We start from the raw sequence: 18,955 nt of genomic DNA, 5'->3' as shown, positions 1-18,955 counted from the left end.
GATGTGGGACGTGGAAAACGCGCTGTCGGATCTGGTCAAGTGCGATGGCAGGCGGCCCTGCGGGGGCAGGGCGTGGATGCGTCGGGTTTGGCAAGAAAGGCCGCGTTCGCCTTACCGCTCGGCGGCTTTGCGATACTCGCTCGGCGATTGTCCGAGCCAGCGCCGGAATGCGCGCGTGAAACTGGCGGTATCGGCGTAGCCAAGCTGAATCGCGATTTCGTCCAGCTTCATGTCCGTATTTTCCAGCAGTTGCCGCGCCAGTTGTTCCCGCTCCTGTTCGACCAGATCGCGGAAGCTGCTGCCTTCCTCGGCCAGTCTGCGCCGCAGGCTGCGCGCCGCCAGCCCCAGTTGGCTCGCCACTTCTTCCAGCGGCGCCACCAGCCCCGCCGAACCGAGCAGCAGCTGCCGCACCTGATTGGCGATCCCGCCGATCTGCCGCCGTTCCAGCTGCGCGCGGCATTGCGCCTCCAGCAGCCGGACCAGATGTCCGTCGTACATGGGCAGCGCCAGCTCCGCGTCCTCTCGACGCAATACGATGGCGTTGCGCGCACAGCCGTAGCGAGGCGCGATGCCGCTGAGTGCTTCGATCCGGTCCGCATGGGCCGGCGCCCGGTCCTGGAATTCGAGCCGCAGCACGCGCAGTCCCGAAAGCGCGAGTTCATCAAACAGCTTGATGGCGGTCGCCATATCGCGCTCCAGCAGGAACTGCCGCAAGTGAGGCGGGATGTCCGAAGGATCGGCGCTCATGCCGTACTCGTGCTGATCGCAGAATACCGCCAGCCGGCAGTACGCTGTGCTCAACGGCAAATAGCGCAGCGCGTGCTGGATCGCTTCACGCACATTGCGGCTGGTCCGCAGTGCAAACCCCCAGATGCCGAAAGTCGCCACGTTGTAGCGCAGCCCAAGCTCGAAACCGAGTGCGGGGGTGTGCGGCAAGGCCTGGATCAGGTTTTCAATCAGCCGCATTTCCTGCTCGCGCGTGACGAGGGCGTCCGCGTCCCGCAGCTGTGCTTCGGCCATGCCAGTACCGAGCAGGCAGGTCGCCGCATCGACGCCATGGCGCGCCGCGAAATTCACCATCACCTGACTGATGGCCACAGGGTGCTGAAAGCGCGCGTCCTTAGAAATGCTCATACGGCCATTTTATAGCGCCAGTGCCAATGTGAGGGACGGCCTGGCCGGAAATGCATGGCAAAAGGCCACTAATGTTCTGTCAAGCGTGCGGGATCGCTCGCTAGTATTGCACAACTATAAAAAAACTCGGAGGACGACAATGCATGAGGATCTGAATGCGCTGAACAAGTGGGCCATTGCCACAGCGGGCGAATACACCACCGAGGTGGCGTGGCCGACAGTGCTGCTGGTGATGGTGGTGTGGGTACTTTTCATAACCGACCTTGGCTTGTTCGCGACCGGCCGCTTGCCGCTGGCGCCCGCAATGCTGATCTACGCCGTCGTCACGTACATGTCTTATACCCCGCTGCATGAGGCCGCGCATGGCAACATTCACGGCCCTCACGATCGCCTGCGCTGGCTCAATGATCTTTGTGGATACCTTGTGGCACCGTTGATCCTGGTGCCGTTCTCCACGCACAGGGTCGAACACTTCACACATCATCGCTACACCAACCAACCGGACAAGGACCCGGACTATGTCGTCAGCACCATGGGCAATGGTGCTCTCGCCTTCGTCACCTGCGGCTTGCACTTCCTCTGGATGCAAAACACCTTTCTGTTCCGCAGTTACTGGGCAACCGCGCCATGGCGTGTGAAGGCTGCCTACATGATGGAAATCGTGTTTTCGGCCGGCTGGCGGGTCGCGTTCGTCATGCTGGTGGCACGGGAGCATGCCTGGGCGTTGCTGGTTTTTGGCTACCTGGGGGGGGCGTTCTTCACCGCATACTGGTTCGCGTTTCGCCCTCACCACCCGTACGGCGATGCCACGCGTTACCGCAACACGAACAGCCTGATCATGCCCGGCTGGATGAAACCGCTGGAGTGGTTCTGGTTCGGCCAGAACCTGCACTCGGTGCACCACTTGTTCCCACGGGTGCCGTTCTACCGCTACCACGCGCTGCATCGCCGGATCGAGCCGGCCATGCGGGCCCACGGTACGCCGATGATCGGCATCTTCAGCCGACAAGATCAATAAACCCTGCCGATGCGAGTATGACGATGAACACGATCATGAAGACCTACCAATGTGCCGTTTGCGGTTTTGTCTACCACGAAACCAAAGGTATGCCCAATGAAGGCATTCCCGCGGGCACCAGATGGGAAGACGTGCCAGATACCTGGGTGTGCCCCGACTGCGGCGTGTGCAGGGCCGATTTTGAAATGGTCGAGATTTGATTACGCCGGAGTCCATCATGTCCTATCCAGTCGTCATCGTAGGCTCAGGCTTGGCCGGCTACAACGTGGCGCGCGAGTTGCGCAAGTTGGATGCGCCAGCGCCGTTGCTGGTCATCAGCCGCGACCACGCGGGCTTGTATTCCAAGCCCATGCTGTCCAACGCGCTCGCCGGCAGGAAAACGGCGGCCGACCTGGTGATGAAGCCGGCGGAGCAGATGGCTGTCGATTTGAACGCGCGCGTGCTGGCAAACACCAGTGTGGCGCGGATCGACACGGCCGCCCGGACCTTGATGCTGCACAATGGCGAGGCGGTGGTCTACCGCGATCTGGTGCTGGCCTTGGGAGCCGACCCGATACGCTTGCCATTGGCGGGCAATGCCGCGCACATGGTGCTGGCCGTCAATGATCTGGATGATTTCCACGCGTTCGCACGAGCGTTGAACGGCGCCACAGGCGGCCTGGCGGTCAAGCGCGTGGCGATTTTGGGCGCGGGCTTGCTCGGCTGCGAGTTTGCCAACGACTTGCTGGCGCTGGGCATCAGCCCGACGGTGCTGGACTTGGCCGAGCGCGCCTTGGGGCGCTTGCTGCCGCCGCGCTCCAGCGCCTGGCTGCAAAGCAAACTGGAAGCCGCGGGCGCGTCGTTCCGCTTTGGCGTCGCGGCCACGTCGGTCGATCACCATGCGTCAGGTCATGGCCTGACGCTGACGCTGAGCGACGGCGGCACCATCGATGCCGATCTGGTGTTGTCGGCGACAGGCCTCAGGCCACGTACGGCCCTGGCCGCGCAAGCCGGCTTGGCGGTCAACCGCGGCGTGGTGGTGGATCGGACCTTGCAGGCCAGCGCCGCCCATGTTTACGCCGTTGGCGACCTGGCCGAAGTGGAAGGCTTGAATCTGCCTTTTGTGATGCCGATCATGCAGCAGGCGCGTGCGTTGGCGGCGACCCTGGCTGGCAAGCCTACACCAGTCAACTACCCGGCCATGCCGGTGGTTGTCAAAACGCCCGCCTGCCCGACCGTGGTGTGCCCACCCGCAATGGGCGCGCAAGGGCAATGGCGGGTCACGGAGGATGAGGACGGTCTGGAAGCGCATTTCATCGGCAGCGCCGCCGACCAACCCTTGCTGGGGTTCGCGCTGCACGGCAAGGCGACCGCGCGGCGCCAGGCATTGGCGGCGCAAGTGCCGGCCGCTTTGCCCGTCATCGTTTAACCATTTTTTTGATTCGGGGCGCTCGGCCCCGGATGGAGATCACATGAATTTCGATTACGTTATCGTTGGCGGAGGTTCCGCCGGCGCGACCCTGGCCGCCCGTCTCAGCGAGGATCCGCGCATCACCGTCTGTTTGCTCGAAGCGGGAGGGCAGGGCGATGACCTGCTGGTGCGCATGCCGTCCGGCGTGGTCGTGATGTTGCCTGGCAAGGTGAAGATCAATAACTGGGCGTTCAATACCGTGCCCCAGCCCGGGCTCAATGGCCGGCGAGGCTATCAACCGCGCGGGCGTGCCCTGGGCGGTTCCTCGGCCATCAACGCGATGTTGTATGTGCGCGGCCAGCGCCAGGACTATGACCATTGGGCCGACCTTGGCTGCAGCGGGTGGCACTGGGATGCCGTGCTTCCCTATTTCAAGAAATCCGAAAACAACGAGCGCGGGCACAGTGCGCTGCACGGCACCAGCGGACCGTTGCATGTCGCCGAGCAGCGCGATCCCCGTCCCATCTCCTACGCGTTCATCGAGGCGGCCAAGCACTGCGGGGTGCCGCCCCGCGCGGACTTCAATGATGGCGGCAATGAGGGCGTCGGCCTGTACCAGGTGACGCAGTTCCACGACGCCGCCCGCCGCGGCGAGCGTTGCTCCACGGCCGCGGCCTATCTGCATCCGCCCGAACGCCAGCGGGCCAATCTCACGGTCAAGACCAAAACCCGGGCCACCAGGATCCTGTTTGATGGCAAACGGGCGGTCGGCGTGGCGTATCGGCAAGGTGGCGAGATCATCCGCGTCCATGCGCGGCGCGAAGTGATCCTCGCGGCCGGCGCCTTTGGCTCGCCTCAGTTGTTGCAGCTGTCGGGCGTCGGGCGTTCGGAAGACATCAGCCGCCATGGCATTCATATGGTGCACGAGCTGCCTGGCGTGGGACAGAACCTGCAGGACCATCTGGACTTCATCCATGTGTTCAAGAGCAAGGACAAGGACAATTTTGGGATCGGCCTGACCGGCGCCGTGAATATGTTGGGCCACATCGCCCAGTGGCGCAAGAATGGCGGCGGCATGCTGGCCACGCCGTTCGCCGAGAGCGGCGCGTTCATCAAGAGCCATCCAGGCTTGGACCGGCCCGACCTGCAATTGCATTTCGTGATCTCGGTGGCGGACGATCACGCGCGCAAGCTACATCTGGGCTATGGTTTTTCTTGCCATGTCTGCAACCTGCGCCCGTACTCGCGCGGCGAGGTGTTTCTGCAGTCGGCCGACCCGTTGGCCGATCCGGGAATCGATCCGCGTTTCCTGTCGGACGAGCGCGATCTGAAGGGATTGATCCGGGGCGCCAAGATAACGCGCGACATTCTGCTGGCGCCACCACTGAAAAAGTATCGCCACCGCGAACTGTTCGATGTGACCGACGGCATGACCGACGCGCAATGGGCACAGCACATCCGTGCGCGCGCGGACACCATTTACCACCCGGTCGGCACCTGCAAGATGGGCGTCGACGCGATGGCGGTCGTCGATCCCGAGCTCAAGGTCCATGGCCTGCAAGGGTTGCGCGTGGTGGACGCGTCCATCATGCCGACGCTGGTCAGCGGCAACACCAATGCGCCCACCATCATGATCGCCGAGAAAGCGGCCGAACTCATTCGTGGCGCCCATCGATAACACCCTGTCGATGGTACTGAACATGCGCGGAAAAATGAAGCGGCAGCCGCTGGTCCACCTGGCACCTGCCGCCTGAGTGTCGCCATGCCTGCACCACCGTCGGTTTTGTACATGGTGCGCGCGCTGAAGCTGAGCATGGCGCGCTTGAATCTTGACCCGGATGCTTTATTTCTGGAGGCGGGACTCGACGAGAGCGAACTTCGGGCCTGCGATGAACTCGCCTTGTCGGAGCGCCTCAGCGCGCTGTGGCATCTGGTGGTGGAGCGCACGGGCGATCCGCTGATCGGCTTGAGGCTGGCCGATCCGCAGGGTGGGGGGAGAGTGCGGCCCGCCAGCATGTCGGCGCGGGTACGCCAGGCGTTGACGCAGTCGCTGGGCGACGGAGCGCCGCTGCGGCAAGTGGTCGCCGCCAGGCTGTTGGTCAGCGAGCGCACGTTGCAGCGCCATCTGGCGCAAGAAGGGACCAGTTTCAAAACGCTGCTGGATGCGACCCGCCGCGAGCTGGCCAGGCAAGCGTTGGTGGCCGGCGGGCCTCCCATCAAGCGCCTTTCCGGCCGGCTCGGCTTCTCCGACCCAAGCGTGTTGCACCGGGCATGCAGGCGCTGGTTCGGGGCCACCCCGTGCGAGTTGGTCAGGGGCCGTTGTCAGGCGCGGCCGGCGGACGGGGAGTGACCCGCGCCGGCCGGCCCCGAAATGCCCGCCGTGCTTCAGTCGTAACCGTAGCCGTTCTTGCCAGCCTTTTTGACTGCGTACATGGCGCCGTCGGCGCGCTGGTACAAGGAATCGACGTCCTCGTCGGATAAAGAATAGAGTGCGATACCGATGCTGCAGCCTATGGTCAGCGAAGCCGCGTCAAACGGGATCGGCTGACCCAATAAGTCGATGATGCGCCGGGCCAGCGGGTCCAGCGACAAGGGCGCGACGCCTTCGACGATCAACGCGAACTCGTCCCCGCCAAGCCGGCACGCGAATTCGTTCTTGCGCTGGCAAGCGAGTAGCCGGGCACCCACCGTCTGCAATACCGCGTCCCCGGCGGCATGTCCATGACTATCGTTGATCGCTTTGAAGCCGTCCAGGTCGATCAGCAGCAAACCAACCTGATATTGGGGATGACGGATGGCGCGCGCGATGGCTTGCGCCAGCGTTTGATCGAATGTGGCACGGTTAGGCAATGCCGTTAAGGCGTCATGTTGCGAACGATATAGTAATTCGGCCTCGGTGGCTTTTCTCTCGGTGACATCGCGACCAATCGCGTACAGCCCTCGCTCAGTTGACACCGCGGCCGGGCAAGTCAGGGAAATCCAGCGCCACCGACCATCCTTGCTACGGCAGCGGACTTCAAAATTAACGCTATCGTTGCCGGAACCCAGTGATTCCAGTTCGCTGTAGGCCCGCTGGTGGTCATCTGGATGGATAAACTCCATCAGTTGCCGGCCAACCAGTTCTTCGGACGTATAGCCGAGTACGCGCTCGAAGGCGGGGTTCACACGCTTGAGGCGCCCATCCGTTTCCGCGATGCCCAGCATATCGAGGGAGTGGTCAAAGAACCACTCGCCTTCCGATTTGAGCTCGCGATTCAAGGCGCGATCCCGGGCCATGCTGTCTTCGGCCCGTCGACACGCCTGTAGCGCTTGTTCGAGCGTCGCGATTCTCCGTTGCAGTTCCTCGATAAGGGTGGTCCGCGCCCGCAGTTGTTCCAACAGGGCCAGCGGCTCCGGAAGGCATTTGATCTTGTCAGACATGGTCTCTATCCTCTATGGTTTTGGCGTGCGCTTGCGGCGCCGGGCGCGACTATTTGTCCGCCCGTGAAAGTCCTGCATGCCAAACTCATTGGTCGCCTTCTATGCTGAAGGTCTGTCGTTATTGTAAGCGATCCGGGCAATCGCGCTGAGCGCAAATCCGTCTTGGTCGCCAGGTTCGTCCTGCCCCTCAGCGTTGCATCGTTGTGCTGAACTGGCAGCCGCCTTGTCAGATCGCCGACACAGGTCCGGGCGGTGATTCAGATGGGGGGGGAGGGTGCCAAGTTGCTATCGCGCCGCCTGTCTACTGGCCCGCCGGCGACGCTAGTGCTGGCGCGTGCCATACATGCGGCACTCGGCCGCCAGGGCCAGCAGGTTGGGGTCGCGCTCGCGCGAGCGTGACAGCAGCAGCGTGATGGCCTGGTGCGAACCATAACGGGCCGCCAGCGGGATCAGTTCGATGCGGGTGCTGAAGTCGGCCACGCGGCCGGGCAGCAGGCTGTAGCCCATGCCGCCGCCGACCAGGTTGATGAGCGAGAAGATGTCGCTCACGCGCATGATGGTCTCGGGCACGTAGCCGGCCTGCTGGAAGGCGTGCTCGAAGCTGTCCGAGGTCACGAAGCCGCCGCCCAGGGTGATGAATTTTTCGTCGCGCAGCTCGCGCAGATCCACCGCCGTCTGGCCCGCGTAGGGCGAGCCGAGTGGGGCGGCCAGCCGCACCTCGTCTTCGAACAGGGGCACGGCCAGCAATTGCGGATCGTCCAGCGGCGCCTGCAAACCGATCACGATGGCGTCCAGCCGTCCCTCATCGAGACTGCGCAGCAGTTCCTGGTTCGAGCCCAGGGTCAGGTCGATCTGCAATTCCGGCCGCCGCAATTTAAGGCCCATCAGCAGTTGCGGGATGCAGCGCAGGGTCAGCGAATACAGCGAACCGATCTTCATGCGGCCGCCGGCAAAACCGGACAGCTCGCGCACCTTGCGGATACCTTCTTCGGTCTCGGCCACCGCCCGCTGGGCATGCTTGGCGAAGGCGAACGCGGCCGGCAGCGGCGCCAGGCTGCGGCCCTCGCGCCGGAACAATGGCACCCGCAAGCCTTGCTCCAGCGAGTGCAGGGCGCGGTGCACGCTGACCGTGCTTTGCCCCAGCTCCTCGGCGGCGCGCACCAGGCTATGCAGGCGCATGTAGGCCAGGAACACTTCTAGTTTCTTAAGGGTAATTTCTTCATCGATCATGGCGGCCACGGCGGTTCGGAATAATTAACTTGAGAGTAAACATTCGCGCTTCGGATTGATTGTATCGCAGGGCCGAACTTTCTATGCTGGCATTACTCTGCAACCAAGGAGACAACATGGAAAGCACAACGTCCGCGCCGCGCCAGTGGGATACGCGGCGGCAGGAAAAGCAGCGCCGCCTGGCGGCCGTGCGCCACCTGGCCGATGGCCCGGTGCTGCGCGCCGAGCGCCTGCCGGAGGCACTGGAAAGCCTGCTCGTCAGCGGCGACCGGGTGGTTTTGGAAGGTAACAATCAAAAACAGGCTGATTTCCTGGCCCGCGCACTGACCCAGGTGGACCCGGACCGCGTCCGGCAACTGCATATGATCATGCCCAGCGTCAGCCTGCCCGAGCACCTCGACCTGTTCGAGCGCGGCATCGCCAGCAAGCTCGACTTCGCGTTCGCCGGCCCCCAAAGCCTGCGCATCTCGCAGTTGCTGCAGGAGGGCACGCTCAAGGTGGGCGCGCTGCATACCTATATCGAGCTGTACGCCCGCCTGTACGTGGACCTGGCGCCCAACGTGGTGCTGGTGGCCGGCTACAAGGCCGACCGCGCCGGCAACCTGTACACCGGCCCCAGCACCGAGGACACGCCGGCCCTGGTGGAGGCAGCGGCCTTCCGCGACGGTATCGTGATCGCCCAGGTCAACGAGATCGTGGATGATCCCAAGGATTTGCCGCGCGTCGATATCCCCGGTTCCTGGATCGACTTCGTGGTCCAATCGGACAAACCGTTCTACATCGAACCGCTGTTCACGCGCGACCCGCGCCTGATCAAGCCGGTGCACATCCTGATGGCGATGATGGCCATTCGCGGCGTGTACGAGCGCCACCAGGTGCAGTCGCTGAACCACGGCATCGGCTTCAATACGGCCGCCATCGAACTGCTGCTGCCAACCTACGGCGAACAATTGGGCCTGAAGGGCAAGATCTGCCGCAACTGGACGCTCAACCCGCATCCGACCCTGATCCCGGCCATCGAATCGGGCTGGGTCGACAGCGTGCACTGCTTCGGCGCGGAGCTGGGTATGGAAGCCTATACGGCGGCCCGGCCCGACGTGTTCTTCACCGGCCGCGACGGCTCGATGCGCTCCAACCGCGCCTTTTGCCAACTGGCCGGCCAGTACGCGGTCGACCTGTTCATCGGCTCGACGCTGCAGATGGATGGCATGGGTAACTCGTCCACCGTCACGCACGGCCGCCTGAGCGGCTTTGGCGGCGCGCCCAACATGGGCCACGATCCGCACGGCCGGCGCCATCCCACGCCGGCCTGGCTGGACCTGATCCAGACCGACGACCCGCTCGCGCGCGGCAAGAAGCTGGTGGTGCAGATGGTTGAGACGTTCCAGGATGGCGGCGCGCCCACCATCGTCGAATCGCTGGACGCCGTGGCGGTCGGCAAGGCCTGCGATATGCCACTGGCGCCCGTCATGATCTACGGCGACGACGTGACCCACGTGCTGACCGAGGAAGGCATCGCCTACCTGTACAAGGCGCGCTCGCTGGAGGAGCGCAAGGCGATGCTGGCGGCGGTGGCGGGCGTGACGCCGATCGGCCTGCGCCACGACCCCAAACAGACGGCACGCATGCGCCAGGAGGGGCTGATCGCGCTGCCCGAGGACATGGGCGTGCAGCGTTCACAAGCGACCCGCTCGTTGCTGGCGGCCAAGAGCATCGCCGAACTGGTCGACTGGTCCGGCGGACTGTACGACCCTCCGGCCAAATTCAGGAGTTGGTAATGACGGCCCTTCATTTTCTCCGCCGGCCCACCAATGCACTGGCGCCGGACCACACCGGCCGGTCGGCGGCCCTGGCAGGTCTGGCCGTTGACGCGCTGGTCGACGAAGCTGTGCTGACCCCGAAACCGGGCTTGGTCGACATGCGCGGCAACGGCGCCCACCACGACCTGAGCTGGCTGCTGATGTGCCGCTCGGCCTGCGCGCTGCGTCCCGCCTTCCTGCACATGGCGCTGGCCGGCGCCACGCTGCGCGATCCGCATCGCCTGCGCCACCGCATCGGCGCCATCGGCCGCGACGCCGAGGCGGCGATGATGGCGGCCACCGGCGGCGTCAACACCCACCGTGGCGCCATATGGGCCCTGGGCCTGCTGGTGACGGCCGCCGCCCGCCACGACGGCAGGCCGGACGCGGAGGCGATCGCCGATGTGGCCGGCATGCTGGCCCGCATCGACGACACGGCGGCCCCCGCGCAGACAGGCAACAAGGGCGAGCGCGCCTGCCGCGAACACGGTGTGGGCGGCGCGCGCGGCCAGGCCCGCGCCGGCTTCCCGGCGGTGACCGGACAAGCCTTGCCCATGCTGCGCCTGTCGCGCGCCCGTGGCGACGGCGAGCCGCAAGCCCGGATCAACGCCTTGCTGGCCGTGATGGCGGGACTGGACGACACCTGTTTGCTGGCCCGTGGCGGCGGCCGCGCACTGAAGGCCACCCAGCACGGTGCACGCCGCGTGCTGGCACTGGGCGGCGTGGCCACGCCGAACGGACGCGCCGCGTTGCACACGCTGGAAGCGCGCATGCGCGCCTTGCACGTGTCGCCCGGCGGCGCGGCCGACCTGCTGGCGGCCAGCCTGCTGCTGGACCGCATCGAACGCGAGTACCGATAAAAGAAGGAGAGGGCATCATCATGGAACGACTGGAATTCGAATTCGACGCCGGCCCGCCGGCGCCGGCGCGCGCGGTGGTCGGCGTGGTCGCCTCGGGCGACCTGGAAGTGCTGCTGGAACCGGGCGCCATCGGCAAGACGACGGTGGCGGTGCAGACTTCGGTGGACGGCTACGGCGGTACCTGGAAGGCGCTGCTGGAACGCGTGTTGGGCGCCGTGAGCCTGCCGGCCGCGCATCTGGAGATCAACGACAACGGCGCCACGCCTGGCGTGGTGCGCATGCGCATCGAGCAGGCCTTCGAGGAGGCGCAACAGAAGGGGAGAGCGCCATGAGCATCGAACAATTCCTGAAGCGCGACAGCTTCATCGAACGGGGCGCGCGCAGCCGCGCGGCGGCGCTGCTGGACGCCGGAACCATGCGCGAACTGGCCGGCCCCTTCGAACGCCTGCATTCGCCTTGGCTGGCGATGCAGAAGCTGGTGACCCAGGCCGATGACGGGGTGGTCGTCGCCAAGGGAAAACTGGATGGCCGGCCGACGGTGGTGCTGGCCATCGAAGGCGCCTTCCAGGGCGGCAGCATGGGCGAGATCGGCGGCGCCAAGATCGCCGGCGCGCTGGAACTGGCGGCGCGCGATAACCGGCGCGGCATTCCGACCCAGGCCGTGATCGTGTTCGAGACCGGCGGCGTGCGCCTGCAGGAAGCGAACCTGGGATTGGCGGCGATCGCCGAAATCCAGTCCGCCATCGTCGACCTGCGGCGCTATCGCCCGGTGATCGGCGTCAGCGCGGGTACGGTGGGCTGCTATGGCGGCATGTCGATCGCGGCCGGTCTGTGCTCCTATCTCGTGATGACGCGCGAGGCACGTCTGGGCCTGAACGGCCCGCAAGTGATCGAGCAAGAAGCCGGCAGCGCCGAATTCGATGCGCGCCAGCGTGCGCTGATCTGGGGCCTGACGGGCGGCGAGCAGCGCCACGCTAGCGGCCTGGTGGACGCGCTGGTGGCCGACGATACCGCCGAAATCAAGGCCGTGCTGGCGCGCCTGTTCGTGCAAGGCTTGCCAGCGTGTCACCGCAGTGGGCGCGTCGGCGAATACCTGGCCCGGCTGGCGCGCGTCGATACCGCCAGCCAGCCGGCGCCGGCCGAGGTGCGCGCGATCTATGCTCAAGGAGACGCATGATGGAACTGAAAGAACAACACAGCAAGCAGGGCGCGGGCCGCGGCGCCACGTGGCTGGCGCTGCTCACCGGCGACGCGCGTCCTGCGCATGACTGGCCGGCGGTGCGGGTGTGCGATGCGCCGCTGGCCGGCCAGCCGGCACGCTACATCGCCGTGGTCCCCGACCCCGACAACCGCTTCCCCCGCGCGCGCGCCGGCGAAGTGGGGCTGGTCGAAGGCTGGCAACTGGCGCGCGCCGTGCAGGAAGTGGTGGAACTGGATCGCCATGCCACCGTCAAGCGCCCGATCGTAGCCGTGATCGACGTCCCGAGCCAGGCATACGGCCGGCGCGAGGAAGCGTTCGGCATCCACCAGGCCTTGGCCGGTGCCGCCGGTGCCTATGCCGAAGCGCGTTTGGCCGGTCATCCGGTGATCGGACTGATCGTCGGCCTGGCCATGTCGGGCGCCTTCCTGGCCCACGGGTATCAGGCCAACCGCCTGATCGCGCTGGACGATCCCGGTGTGCAGATACATGCGATGGGCAAGGCGTCCGCCGCCCGCGTCACCCTGCGGTCGGTGGAAGCGTTGGAAAAGCTGGCCGCCAGCGTGCCGCCGATGGCCTACGACATCAGCAACTTCGCCTCGCTTGGCATCCTGTGGAAGGTGTTGCGGCTGAACGGCGCGGATCTGCCCGACGCGGGCGATATCGCGCAGGTCCGGGACGCGCTGCAGGCCGCACTGGCCGACATTCTGGAAGACCACGAACGCGATCTGGCGGGACGTCTGAACGGCGCGCACCGCCAGGCATCGCGCCGCGTGCGTGAGTTGCTGCGGACCCAATGGGAGGGCGCCGACTGACGACCAAGCGCTGAGCCGAACGCGCGGCATCGCGAACAATTAAACAACAAGCCGCCGCGCCTATTTTTTGCTGATACAAGCTGGAGGAGACCAACGTGATTATCTATGGAACCGCAATACTGGCCGTGTGCCATTTGTCCGGCATTTTCCTGGGCGACCTGCTCGGGACGCTGCTGGGCGTGAAAACCAACGTCGGCGGGGTGGGCATCGCCATGATCCTGCTGATCTGCGCCCGCCTGTGGCTGCACAAGCGCGGCCTGATGCCGCAGACGACCGAGATGGGCGTCGGCTTCTGGGGCGCGATGTACATTCCGGTGGTGGTGGCGATGGCTGCGACCCAGAACGTAGTCGCCGCCTTGCGCGGTGGCCCGGTCGCCTTGCTCGCGGCCCTGGGCAGTGTGCTGGTGTGCGCCTGCTTCGTCTCGATGATCAACCGCACCGAGCGCGACGCCGAAGCGGGCGACGCAGCGGCCACCGAAACGGAAGCCGAAACCGATAACCGCGTCGCGACGCACCGTGCCTGAGGAGACGATCATGTTGGAACTATTGGAAAAAACCGCAAAACACAATGGCCTGATCCTCGCGTTCGCCGTGGTCGGCCTGGTGATGATCGTCTCGATGCAGCTGTCGCGCCGCCTGACCATGGGGCGTGTGCACGGCTCGGCCATCGCGATCCTGATAGGCCTGCTGCTGGCCTACTGGGGCGGTGTGCAGACTGGCGGCAAGCAGGGCATCGGCGACGTCTCGCTGTTCGCCGGCCTGGGCCTGATGGGCGGCGCCATGCTGCGCGACTTCGCCATCACCGCCACCGCCTTCGAGGTGCATGTGAGCGAGGCGCGCAAGGCCGGGCTGGTGGGCGTGGTCGCGCTGCTGCTCGGGACCGTGCTCCCATTCATCGTGGGCGCCTCGGTCGCGTGGAGTTTTGGCTACCGCGACGCGGTCAGCATCACCACCATCGGCGCAGGCGCGGTGACCTACATCGTCGGGCCGGTGACGGGGGCCGCGATCGGCGCGCCATCCGAGATCATGGCGTTGTCGATCGCGACCGGACTGGTGAAGTCGATCATGGTGATGGTGGGCACGCCGATGGCGGCGCGCTTCCTGCGGCTGCGCACCCCACGCTCCGCGATGGTGTTCGGCGGCTTGGCCGGCACGGTGAGTGGTGTATCGGCGGGCCTGGCGGCCACCGACCGCCGCCTGGTGCCTTACGGCGCGCTGGTGGCCACCTTCCACACGGGCCTTGGTTGCCTGCTCGGACCATCGTTGCTGTTCTTCGTCACCCGCTCGCTGGTCGGCTGAGATGGACTTCCGTCCGCACGACCTGCTGTGGCTGGACCGGCCGGACGCCTTCGTGCCGGCCGGCGGGCGGCCTGCATGCCTGGACGGCGAAGGGCCAGTATGGCTGGACGGCGCGTGGCTCGCTCGCGCGCCACTGGTGGTGCGGCGCGAGGCCGTGATATCGGATCGGGTGCCGGTAGGGGCCCGTGGCCTGCGGCGTAACCAGCGCTGCGCCGGTTACGCGTGGGCCGGTGCGTTGGTCCGCCACGTCTCGCCCGCGATGCTGGCCCAGCGCGTGGCGGATGATGGCGCGCGGTTCGCGTCCGCTGCCGTTGACTTACCTTGTGTGGCCGCCTTGCTTGCTCTCGCGTCCCGGCTGAACGCATTGGGTCTGGAATGGGGACCGGCGGGCGGCGTCGGATTCTGGCTGGCGAGCGAGCTGCCGGTGCTCAGTCCGACCAGCGACCTCGATCTGCTGGTGCGCGCGCACGCGCGGCTGGACCCGGCCGTGATCGCTGTCCTGAACACGTTGCAGGAGAGCGCGCCATGCCGGCTTGATATCCAGATCGACACCGGCGTCGGCGGCTTCGCACTGTCTGAATATGCGGCGGGAGCAGGGCGCGTGCTGCTCAAGACCGCTCGAGGCCCGCTGCTGCTGGCCGATCCATGGACGGCATTGGAGGCCGCATGAGTGTCCTGTTCACGTTCCCCGGCCAAGGCGCGCAAAAATGCGGCATGCTGCACACCCTGCCGGCCCATCCCGAGACCACACGCACACTGGAGGAGGCCAGCCAGGCCCTGGGCCGCGACGTGAGCACGCTCGACACCGATGCCGCGCTGCGATCTACGGTCGCGGTACAACTGTGCCTGCTGGTGGCCGGCGTGGCGATGGCGCGGGTGCTCGCGGCGCATGACGCGCGCCCGAGCATGGTGGCAGGGCTGTCGATCGGCGCCTGGCCAGCCGCCGTGGTTGCAGACGTGCTGGATTTCGCGGACGCCGTGTGGCTGGTCGCCTTGCGTGCGCGGTTGATGGAGGAAGCCTATCCGGCGGGCTATGGCATGACCGCCATCGCGGGGCTTACTGCGCGCCAGTTGGAACCGCTGCTGGCCAGCGTGCACGGTCCGGCCAGCGCGGTGTATCTGGCCAACCTGAACGCCGAACGCCAATTGGTGATATCGGGTGCCGAGGCGGCGATGAGCGCCGTAGGGGCGCTCGCCCTTCGGCATGGCGCGTTGCGCGCCGAACGGCTGGCCGTTCCAGTGCCGTCCCACTGCGACCTGCTGGTTGCCCAGGCGCGCCAGTTGGCGGCGGCGACGGAGAGCCTGTCGTCGCGGCGTCCATCCGTCACCTACATCAGCGGCAGCGCCGCGCGTGCCCTGTTCGGCGCGCGCGCCATCGTCGACGACCTGGCCGCGAACATGGCGCGGCCAGTGCAGTGGGCCGACACCGTTCGCCACGCCTGGGAGCGCGGCGCCCGCCTGGCGGTGGAAATGCCCAGCGGTTCCGTACTGACCAAGCTGGCCGAACCGGTGTTCGCGGAAGGGCGTGCGATGTGCTGCGATGGAAACCGCCTCGACAGCGTCATCAGCGCGGTGCGGCGCCAACACGCGGGCGAGGTATGAAATTCGGTGTCAGGTCTGTCATTCGGACACGATTGAAGGACTGTCCGAAACCCCGGACCATGAGGTGCGCAAGTTCGGCGTGCGGGTGGCGCTGGTCGAGCCTTCCTTCACCAAGACCAACCTGGATCTCAACGCGCCCCAGGCGCGTGCGATGATCGCCGCCTACGACGCCGGGCGCAGCGTGGCTCTCCAGGCCATCCAGAAAAAAAACGTCGAGAAGGCGCCGACGCCCGATGCGGTGGTCAGCACGATCGTCGACGCCGCCCAGGGCACTTGGCGCATGCGCCATACGCCCAACAGCGAGGCCTCGCTGTTGGCCAAGCTGCGCCGTTTCATGCCGTCTGGGCCGGTAGGTAGCGGCATCCGAAACGTTCGGCCTTGCCTGAGTAGCTAGGTCATGCGAGCCTGAAAGAACGTATTAAAAAGGGAAACTTTCAAAAAAAGAAATAGTTATTACATCATGTTTTATTTGTGGTAACATTTTTCTTGTAAATTAAACATCCCCTTTTTGGAGCTTACATGCGCCTCAAATCCTTACTTTTATCCCTTTCCGCCATCGCGGCGCTGAGCGTGGGCAGTGCCCACGCCGCTGGCGCTGAACTGATCGTCAATGGCGGTTTTGAAACCGGCACCGCTGGTCAACTCAACTTTGGCGGCAGCGCGAGCGGCTGGAATACCGTCAACGGCTACACCTTCCTGTTCCATGGCACCGGCGCCGATACCACTGGCGTCTCGGGCCAGTACGGCAACCTGAAGCTGTGGGGACCCGGTAACGGCGCGGCCAACGGACTGACCGCCAGTCCAGCCGGCGGTAACTTCCTGGCATCGGACGGCGCGTTCCAGCAATCGCCGATCACCCAGAGTGTCAACGGCCTGGTCGCGGGACAGCAATACAACCTGAGCTTCTACTGGGCGGGCGCCCAGCAGCAAGGCTTTAGCGGCGCGAACACCGAACAGTGGCAAGTTTCGCTGGGCAACGAAACGCACGCCACCGGCGTCGTCCACAACACGAGCCACGGCTTCACTGGCTGGCAGAAGGAGACGTTCACCTTCACCGCCACCGGCGCCAGCGCATTGCTGAGCTTCCTGGCCGTGGGTACGCCAGCCGGCGTTCCACCGTTCTCGCTGCTTGATGGCGTGTCGATGACGTCCGCCGTGCCGGAACCTGAAACGTGGGCCATGCTGGGCCTGGGTCTGGGCCTGGTCGGTTTCGCTGCTCGCCGCCGCAAGGCTGCTGTCAACGCCGCGTGATTCAGTCCGTCCTCGCCCATCTGTCCAGGCTGCCGCTCGATATCGCGCGGCTGGCTTTGTGGCTGGTGCTGCTGTCGGCACTGTTCGTTCCGCTGGAGCGATGGCTGGCGCTGCGCCGCGCGAAGCTGCCGGGACGGGTGTTGGCGATGGATCTGGGCTGGTATCTGTTGAATGGCCTGCTGCCCGCGGCCATCCTCGGCATGCTGATGTCGTTGGTGGCCGTGGTCACGCAGGCAGTGGTGCCATCCGCGCTCGCCGCCACGCTGGGGGCGTTGCCGATGGTGGTCAAGTTGCCGCTGTCGGTGCTGATCGCTGAAGCGGGATTTTATTGGGGGCACCGCCTGAGCCACCAGATCCCGTGGTTGTGGCGGCTCCACGCCGTGCATCATCAGCCCGAGCACCTGTACTTTCTCGTCAACACCCATGCGCATCCGGGCGACATTATCGTGACCCGCATGTTCGGGTTGCTGCCGCTCTACATCCTGGGCCTTGCCGGCGCCAGTCTGAGCGGCGCCGCCACGCCGGCGCTGGTGATCGTCATCGGCACCGTTTGGGGCTTCTTCATCCACTCGAACCTGCGCGTGCGGCTTGGACCGCTGGAATGGCTGATCGCCACGCCGGGCTTCCATCACTGGCACCACACCAGCGCCGGGCCATACAACCGCAACTTCGCGCCCACCTTGCCGCTGATGGACAAGCTGTTCGGCACGCTGCACTTGCCGCCGACCTGGCCAGCAGGGTATGGACTGGGCGAGCCACCGCGTCCGGATTCTGACTAAGTCGTCAAATTTGTTGTCAAAATTCGGTGTCAGGTCTGTCATTCGGACACGACGACGACACCTTTGCGGTTAGTCAAGCGAGGCCGATATCGCATATGGTAGACCGCCTTTAATTGAAGTTACTTCGACGATTGAAAATCGCGTCATGAGAAAAATCAAAGGTGTGCGCCGACTGTCCGATTGACAGACCTGACACCGAATATCCGACGCCAATTAGCGATCCGCGTCCTTGCCATCCGCCCTGACTATCTCCAAAAACGCCGCCAATATCGGTGACACGTCGTCCTCGCGGTAGATGCAGCTCAGGTCCACCACCGCGTGCGGTGCATTTTTCAGCGGCCGGTAGACCACGCCCGGCAAACGCAAACTGGTTGCCGATTCTGGTACCAATGCCAGCCCGAATCCACTGGCCACCAGCGCCACGCCCGTCACCGCGTCGCCCGCTTCCTGCGATACGTCCGGCACAAAGCCTTCCTGCCGGCAGAGGTCCATCACCCGGTCGATGAAATTGGGTTTGACTCCGGTGGGGAACATCACCATCGGATGGTTCTTCAATGCGGCCAGCGGGACGGATTCCTCGGCCGCCAGTGGATGCCCCTCCGGCAGCGCCACCAGCAGCGGTTCGGTCTTGACCAGTTCGATGCGGATATCCGCTATCGGCTCCAGCATGCGGTTGAAGCCGATGGTGATGCGGCGCTGCCGCAGCGCTTCGATCTGCTCGGTCTTGTTCATCGCATGCAGCACGATGTTCACGTCCGGGTAGGCGGTGCGGAAGCGCAGCAGCAGCTTGGGGATCATGGACAGGATGCCCGAGCCGAAAATGCCGACGTCGATCCGTCCCAGCTTGCCCTGCGCGGCGCGCTGGGTGCGTTCCACCGCCTGCTCCACCAGCGACTGGATGTTCAGCGATTCCTGCAGCAGCAGTTCGCCCGCCTGCGTCAGCGTCACACCCTTGGCCGTGCGCTCGAACAGCGGGGCGCCGATTTCTTCTTCCAGTTGTTGGATCTGGCGCGTCAACGGCGGTTGCGAAATGTTCAGCGCCAGCGCGGCGCGGCCGAAATTCAGTTCCTGCGCGACGGCGACGAAGTATTTGATCTGTCGAAAATTCATGCTGGCCTTTTGCTGGTGGCGATCAGGTGACGCGTGGCGTCGCCGCGACG

Annotated in this window: 20 protein-coding genes and 1 pseudogene; 17 read left to right on the top strand and 4 right to left on the bottom strand. The window is 65.3% G+C overall.

Features of this window, described 5'->3' with window-relative positions:
• Positions 1-111: 111 nt before the first annotated feature.
• The gene (locus H3H39_RS22760; RefSeq protein WP_182156679.1) at positions 112-1,134 is read right to left on the bottom strand and encodes an AraC family transcriptional regulator; all 1,023 of its coding nucleotides are present in this window, start codon (positions 1,132-1,134) and stop codon (positions 112-114) included.
• 139 nt (positions 1,135-1,273) lie between these two features.
• Between H3H39_RS22760 and H3H39_RS22755 the strand changes: the two genes are divergently transcribed.
• From H3H39_RS22755 to H3H39_RS22735, 5 genes are all read left to right on the top strand, one after another.
• Entirely contained in the window at positions 1,274-2,152 is an 879-nt protein-coding gene (locus H3H39_RS22755) for a fatty acid desaturase family protein (protein WP_182156678.1), read from the top strand.
• Positions 2,153-2,187: 35 nt separating this feature from the next.
• A complete protein-coding gene (locus H3H39_RS22750) occupies positions 2,188-2,352 on the top strand; it encodes a rubredoxin (RefSeq protein WP_229218194.1) in 165 nt (54 codons plus the stop codon).
• 17 nt (positions 2,353-2,369) lie between these two features.
• Complete coding sequence (locus tag H3H39_RS22745) at positions 2,370-3,560, top strand: NAD(P)/FAD-dependent oxidoreductase (RefSeq protein ID WP_182156676.1); 1,191 nt, start codon at positions 2,370-2,372, stop codon at positions 3,558-3,560.
• Between the two features lie 43 nt (positions 3,561-3,603).
• On the top strand, positions 3,604-5,220 hold the full coding sequence (locus H3H39_RS22740) for a GMC family oxidoreductase (protein WP_182156675.1): 1,617 nt from the start codon (positions 3,604-3,606) through the stop codon (positions 5,218-5,220).
• Positions 5,221-5,304: 84 nt separating this feature from the next.
• Positions 5,305-5,892 carry an AraC family transcriptional regulator gene (locus tag H3H39_RS22735; RefSeq protein ID WP_182156674.1) on the top strand — a complete coding sequence of 196 codons (588 nt, stop codon included), beginning with the start codon at positions 5,305-5,307 and terminating at the stop codon, positions 5,890-5,892.
• Positions 5,893-5,927: 35 nt separating this feature from the next.
• Here H3H39_RS22735 and H3H39_RS22730 read toward each other — a convergent pair whose 3' ends face one another.
• Together H3H39_RS22730 and H3H39_RS22725 are read right to left on the bottom strand one after the other, a co-directional pair.
• On the bottom strand, positions 5,928-6,962 hold the full coding sequence (locus H3H39_RS22730) for a diguanylate cyclase domain-containing protein (protein ID WP_182156673.1): 1,035 nt from the start codon (positions 6,960-6,962) through the stop codon (positions 5,928-5,930).
• Positions 6,963-7,283: 321 nt separating this feature from the next.
• Entirely contained in the window at positions 7,284-8,192 is a 909-nt protein-coding gene (locus tag H3H39_RS22725) for a LysR family transcriptional regulator (RefSeq protein ID WP_182156672.1), read from the bottom strand.
• A 116-nt stretch (positions 8,193-8,308) separates the two neighbouring features.
• Between H3H39_RS22725 and mdcA the strand changes: the two genes are divergently transcribed.
• The 12 genes and pseudogenes from mdcA (at position 8,309) to H3H39_RS22665 (ending at position 17,795) form a co-directional block, all read left to right on the top strand.
• Complete coding sequence (gene mdcA / locus H3H39_RS22720) at positions 8,309-9,970, top strand: malonate decarboxylase subunit alpha (protein ID WP_182156671.1); 1,662 nt, start codon at positions 8,309-8,311, stop codon at positions 9,968-9,970.
• Entirely contained in the window at positions 9,970-10,851 is an 882-nt protein-coding gene (locus H3H39_RS22715) for a triphosphoribosyl-dephospho-CoA synthase (RefSeq protein WP_182156670.1), read from the top strand. The genes mdcA and H3H39_RS22715 overlap by 1 nt, the downstream gene beginning before the upstream one ends.
• 20 nt (positions 10,852-10,871) lie before the next feature.
• Positions 10,872-11,183 (top strand): malonate decarboxylase subunit delta, encoded by a 312-nt coding sequence (locus H3H39_RS22710; protein WP_182156669.1) that lies wholly within the window; start codon positions 10,872-10,874, stop codon positions 11,181-11,183.
• Positions 11,180-12,028: a biotin-independent malonate decarboxylase subunit beta gene (locus H3H39_RS22705; protein WP_182156668.1), complete on the top strand. Its 849-nt coding sequence runs from the start codon at positions 11,180-11,182 to the stop codon at positions 12,026-12,028. Before H3H39_RS22710 ends, H3H39_RS22705 begins: the two co-directional genes overlap by 4 nt.
• Positions 12,025-12,864 (top strand): biotin-independent malonate decarboxylase subunit gamma, encoded by an 840-nt coding sequence (mdcE, locus tag H3H39_RS22700; RefSeq protein WP_229218193.1) that lies wholly within the window; start codon positions 12,025-12,027, stop codon positions 12,862-12,864. Before H3H39_RS22705 ends, mdcE begins: the two co-directional genes overlap by 4 nt.
• A 95-nt stretch (positions 12,865-12,959) precedes the next feature.
• Positions 12,960-13,388: a malonate transporter subunit MadL gene (gene madL / locus H3H39_RS22695; protein WP_182156667.1), complete on the top strand. Its 429-nt coding sequence runs from the start codon at positions 12,960-12,962 to the stop codon at positions 13,386-13,388.
• 10 nt (positions 13,389-13,398) lie between these two features.
• Complete coding sequence (gene madM / locus H3H39_RS22690; protein WP_182156666.1) at positions 13,399-14,163, top strand: malonate transporter subunit MadM; 765 nt, start codon at positions 13,399-13,401, stop codon at positions 14,161-14,163.
• A gap of 1 nt (position 14,164) precedes the next feature.
• Positions 14,165-14,833, top strand: a complete 669-nt coding sequence (locus H3H39_RS22685; protein ID WP_182156665.1) for a malonate decarboxylase holo-ACP synthase — start codon at positions 14,165-14,167, stop codon at positions 14,831-14,833.
• Positions 14,830-15,765, top strand: a complete 936-nt coding sequence (gene mdcH, locus H3H39_RS22680; RefSeq protein ID WP_182156664.1) for a malonate decarboxylase subunit epsilon — start codon at positions 14,830-14,832, stop codon at positions 15,763-15,765. The genes H3H39_RS22685 and mdcH overlap by 4 nt, the downstream gene beginning before the upstream one ends.
• 31 nt (positions 15,766-15,796) lie before the next feature.
• A pseudogene (locus tag H3H39_RS22675) lies at positions 15,797-16,151 on the top strand (Rossmann-fold NAD(P)-binding domain-containing protein); the annotation flags it as partial.
• Positions 16,152-16,284: 133 nt separating this feature from the next.
• A complete protein-coding gene (locus tag H3H39_RS22670) occupies positions 16,285-17,016 on the top strand; it encodes a PEPxxWA-CTERM sorting domain-containing protein (protein ID WP_182156662.1) in 732 nt (243 codons plus the stop codon).
• On the top strand, positions 17,013-17,795 hold the full coding sequence (locus H3H39_RS22665; RefSeq protein WP_311196962.1) for a sterol desaturase family protein: 783 nt from the start codon (positions 17,013-17,015) through the stop codon (positions 17,793-17,795). The genes H3H39_RS22670 and H3H39_RS22665 overlap by 4 nt, the downstream gene beginning before the upstream one ends.
• A 213-nt stretch (positions 17,796-18,008) precedes the next feature.
• On the opposite strand, the gene H3H39_RS22660 is transcribed toward H3H39_RS22665, so the two are convergent.
• Positions 18,009-18,905, bottom strand: coding sequence for a LysR family transcriptional regulator (locus H3H39_RS22660; protein WP_182156661.1), 897 nt, complete (start codon positions 18,903-18,905; stop codon positions 18,009-18,011).
• Positions 18,906-18,955 lie beyond the last annotated feature (50 nt).

Origin of the sequence: Rugamonas apoptosis, assembly GCF_014042355.1 — a bacterium.
In the GTDB taxonomy this organism is placed as follows: Bacteria; Pseudomonadota; Gammaproteobacteria; order Burkholderiales; family Burkholderiaceae_D; genus Rugamonas; species Rugamonas apoptosis.
The sequence above is the reverse complement of the archived record's forward strand: the minus strand, read 5'-3'. Positions and strand labels throughout refer to the sequence as shown.

Bases quoted from the DNA above. Each gene is read 5' to 3' on its own strand.
- H3H39_RS22705 (WP_182156668.1), top strand. From the start codon at position 11,180: ATGAGCATCGAACAATTCCTGAAGCGCGACAGCTTCATCGAACGGGGC.
- H3H39_RS22725 (WP_182156672.1), bottom strand. From the start codon at position 8,192: ATGATCGATGAAGAAATTACCCTTAAGAAACTAGAAGTGTTCCTGGCC.
- H3H39_RS22730 (WP_182156673.1), bottom strand. From the start codon at position 6,962: ATGTCTGACAAGATCAAATGCCTTCCGGAGCCGCTGGCCCTGTTGGAA.
- H3H39_RS22755 (WP_182156678.1), top strand. From the start codon at position 1,274: ATGCATGAGGATCTGAATGCGCTGAACAAGTGGGCCATTGCCACAGCG.
- mdcE (WP_229218193.1), top strand. From the start codon at position 12,025: ATGATGGAACTGAAAGAACAACACAGCAAGCAGGGCGCGGGCCGCGGC.
- H3H39_RS22710 (WP_182156669.1), top strand. From the start codon at position 10,872: ATGGAACGACTGGAATTCGAATTCGACGCCGGCCCGCCGGCGCCGGCG.
- H3H39_RS22745 (WP_182156676.1), top strand. From the start codon at position 2,370: ATGTCCTATCCAGTCGTCATCGTAGGCTCAGGCTTGGCCGGCTACAAC.
- mdcA (WP_182156671.1), top strand. From the start codon at position 8,309: ATGGAAAGCACAACGTCCGCGCCGCGCCAGTGGGATACGCGGCGGCAG.
- H3H39_RS22750 (WP_229218194.1), top strand. From the start codon at position 2,188: ATGAAGACCTACCAATGTGCCGTTTGCGGTTTTGTCTACCACGAAACC.
- H3H39_RS22670 (WP_182156662.1), top strand. From the start codon at position 16,285: ATGCGCCTCAAATCCTTACTTTTATCCCTTTCCGCCATCGCGGCGCTG.
- H3H39_RS22760 (WP_182156679.1), bottom strand. From the start codon at position 1,134: ATGAGCATTTCTAAGGACGCGCGCTTTCAGCACCCTGTGGCCATCAGT.
- H3H39_RS22715 (WP_182156670.1), top strand. From the start codon at position 9,970: ATGACGGCCCTTCATTTTCTCCGCCGGCCCACCAATGCACTGGCGCCG.
- H3H39_RS22685 (WP_182156665.1), top strand. From the start codon at position 14,165: ATGGACTTCCGTCCGCACGACCTGCTGTGGCTGGACCGGCCGGACGCC.
- madM (WP_182156666.1), top strand. From the start codon at position 13,399: ATGTTGGAACTATTGGAAAAAACCGCAAAACACAATGGCCTGATCCTC.
- H3H39_RS22735 (WP_182156674.1), top strand. From the start codon at position 5,305: ATGCCTGCACCACCGTCGGTTTTGTACATGGTGCGCGCGCTGAAGCTG.
- H3H39_RS22740 (WP_182156675.1), top strand. From the start codon at position 3,604: ATGAATTTCGATTACGTTATCGTTGGCGGAGGTTCCGCCGGCGCGACC.
- mdcH (WP_182156664.1), top strand. From the start codon at position 14,830: ATGAGTGTCCTGTTCACGTTCCCCGGCCAAGGCGCGCAAAAATGCGGC.
- H3H39_RS22660 (WP_182156661.1), bottom strand. From the start codon at position 18,905: ATGAATTTTCGACAGATCAAATACTTCGTCGCCGTCGCGCAGGAACTG.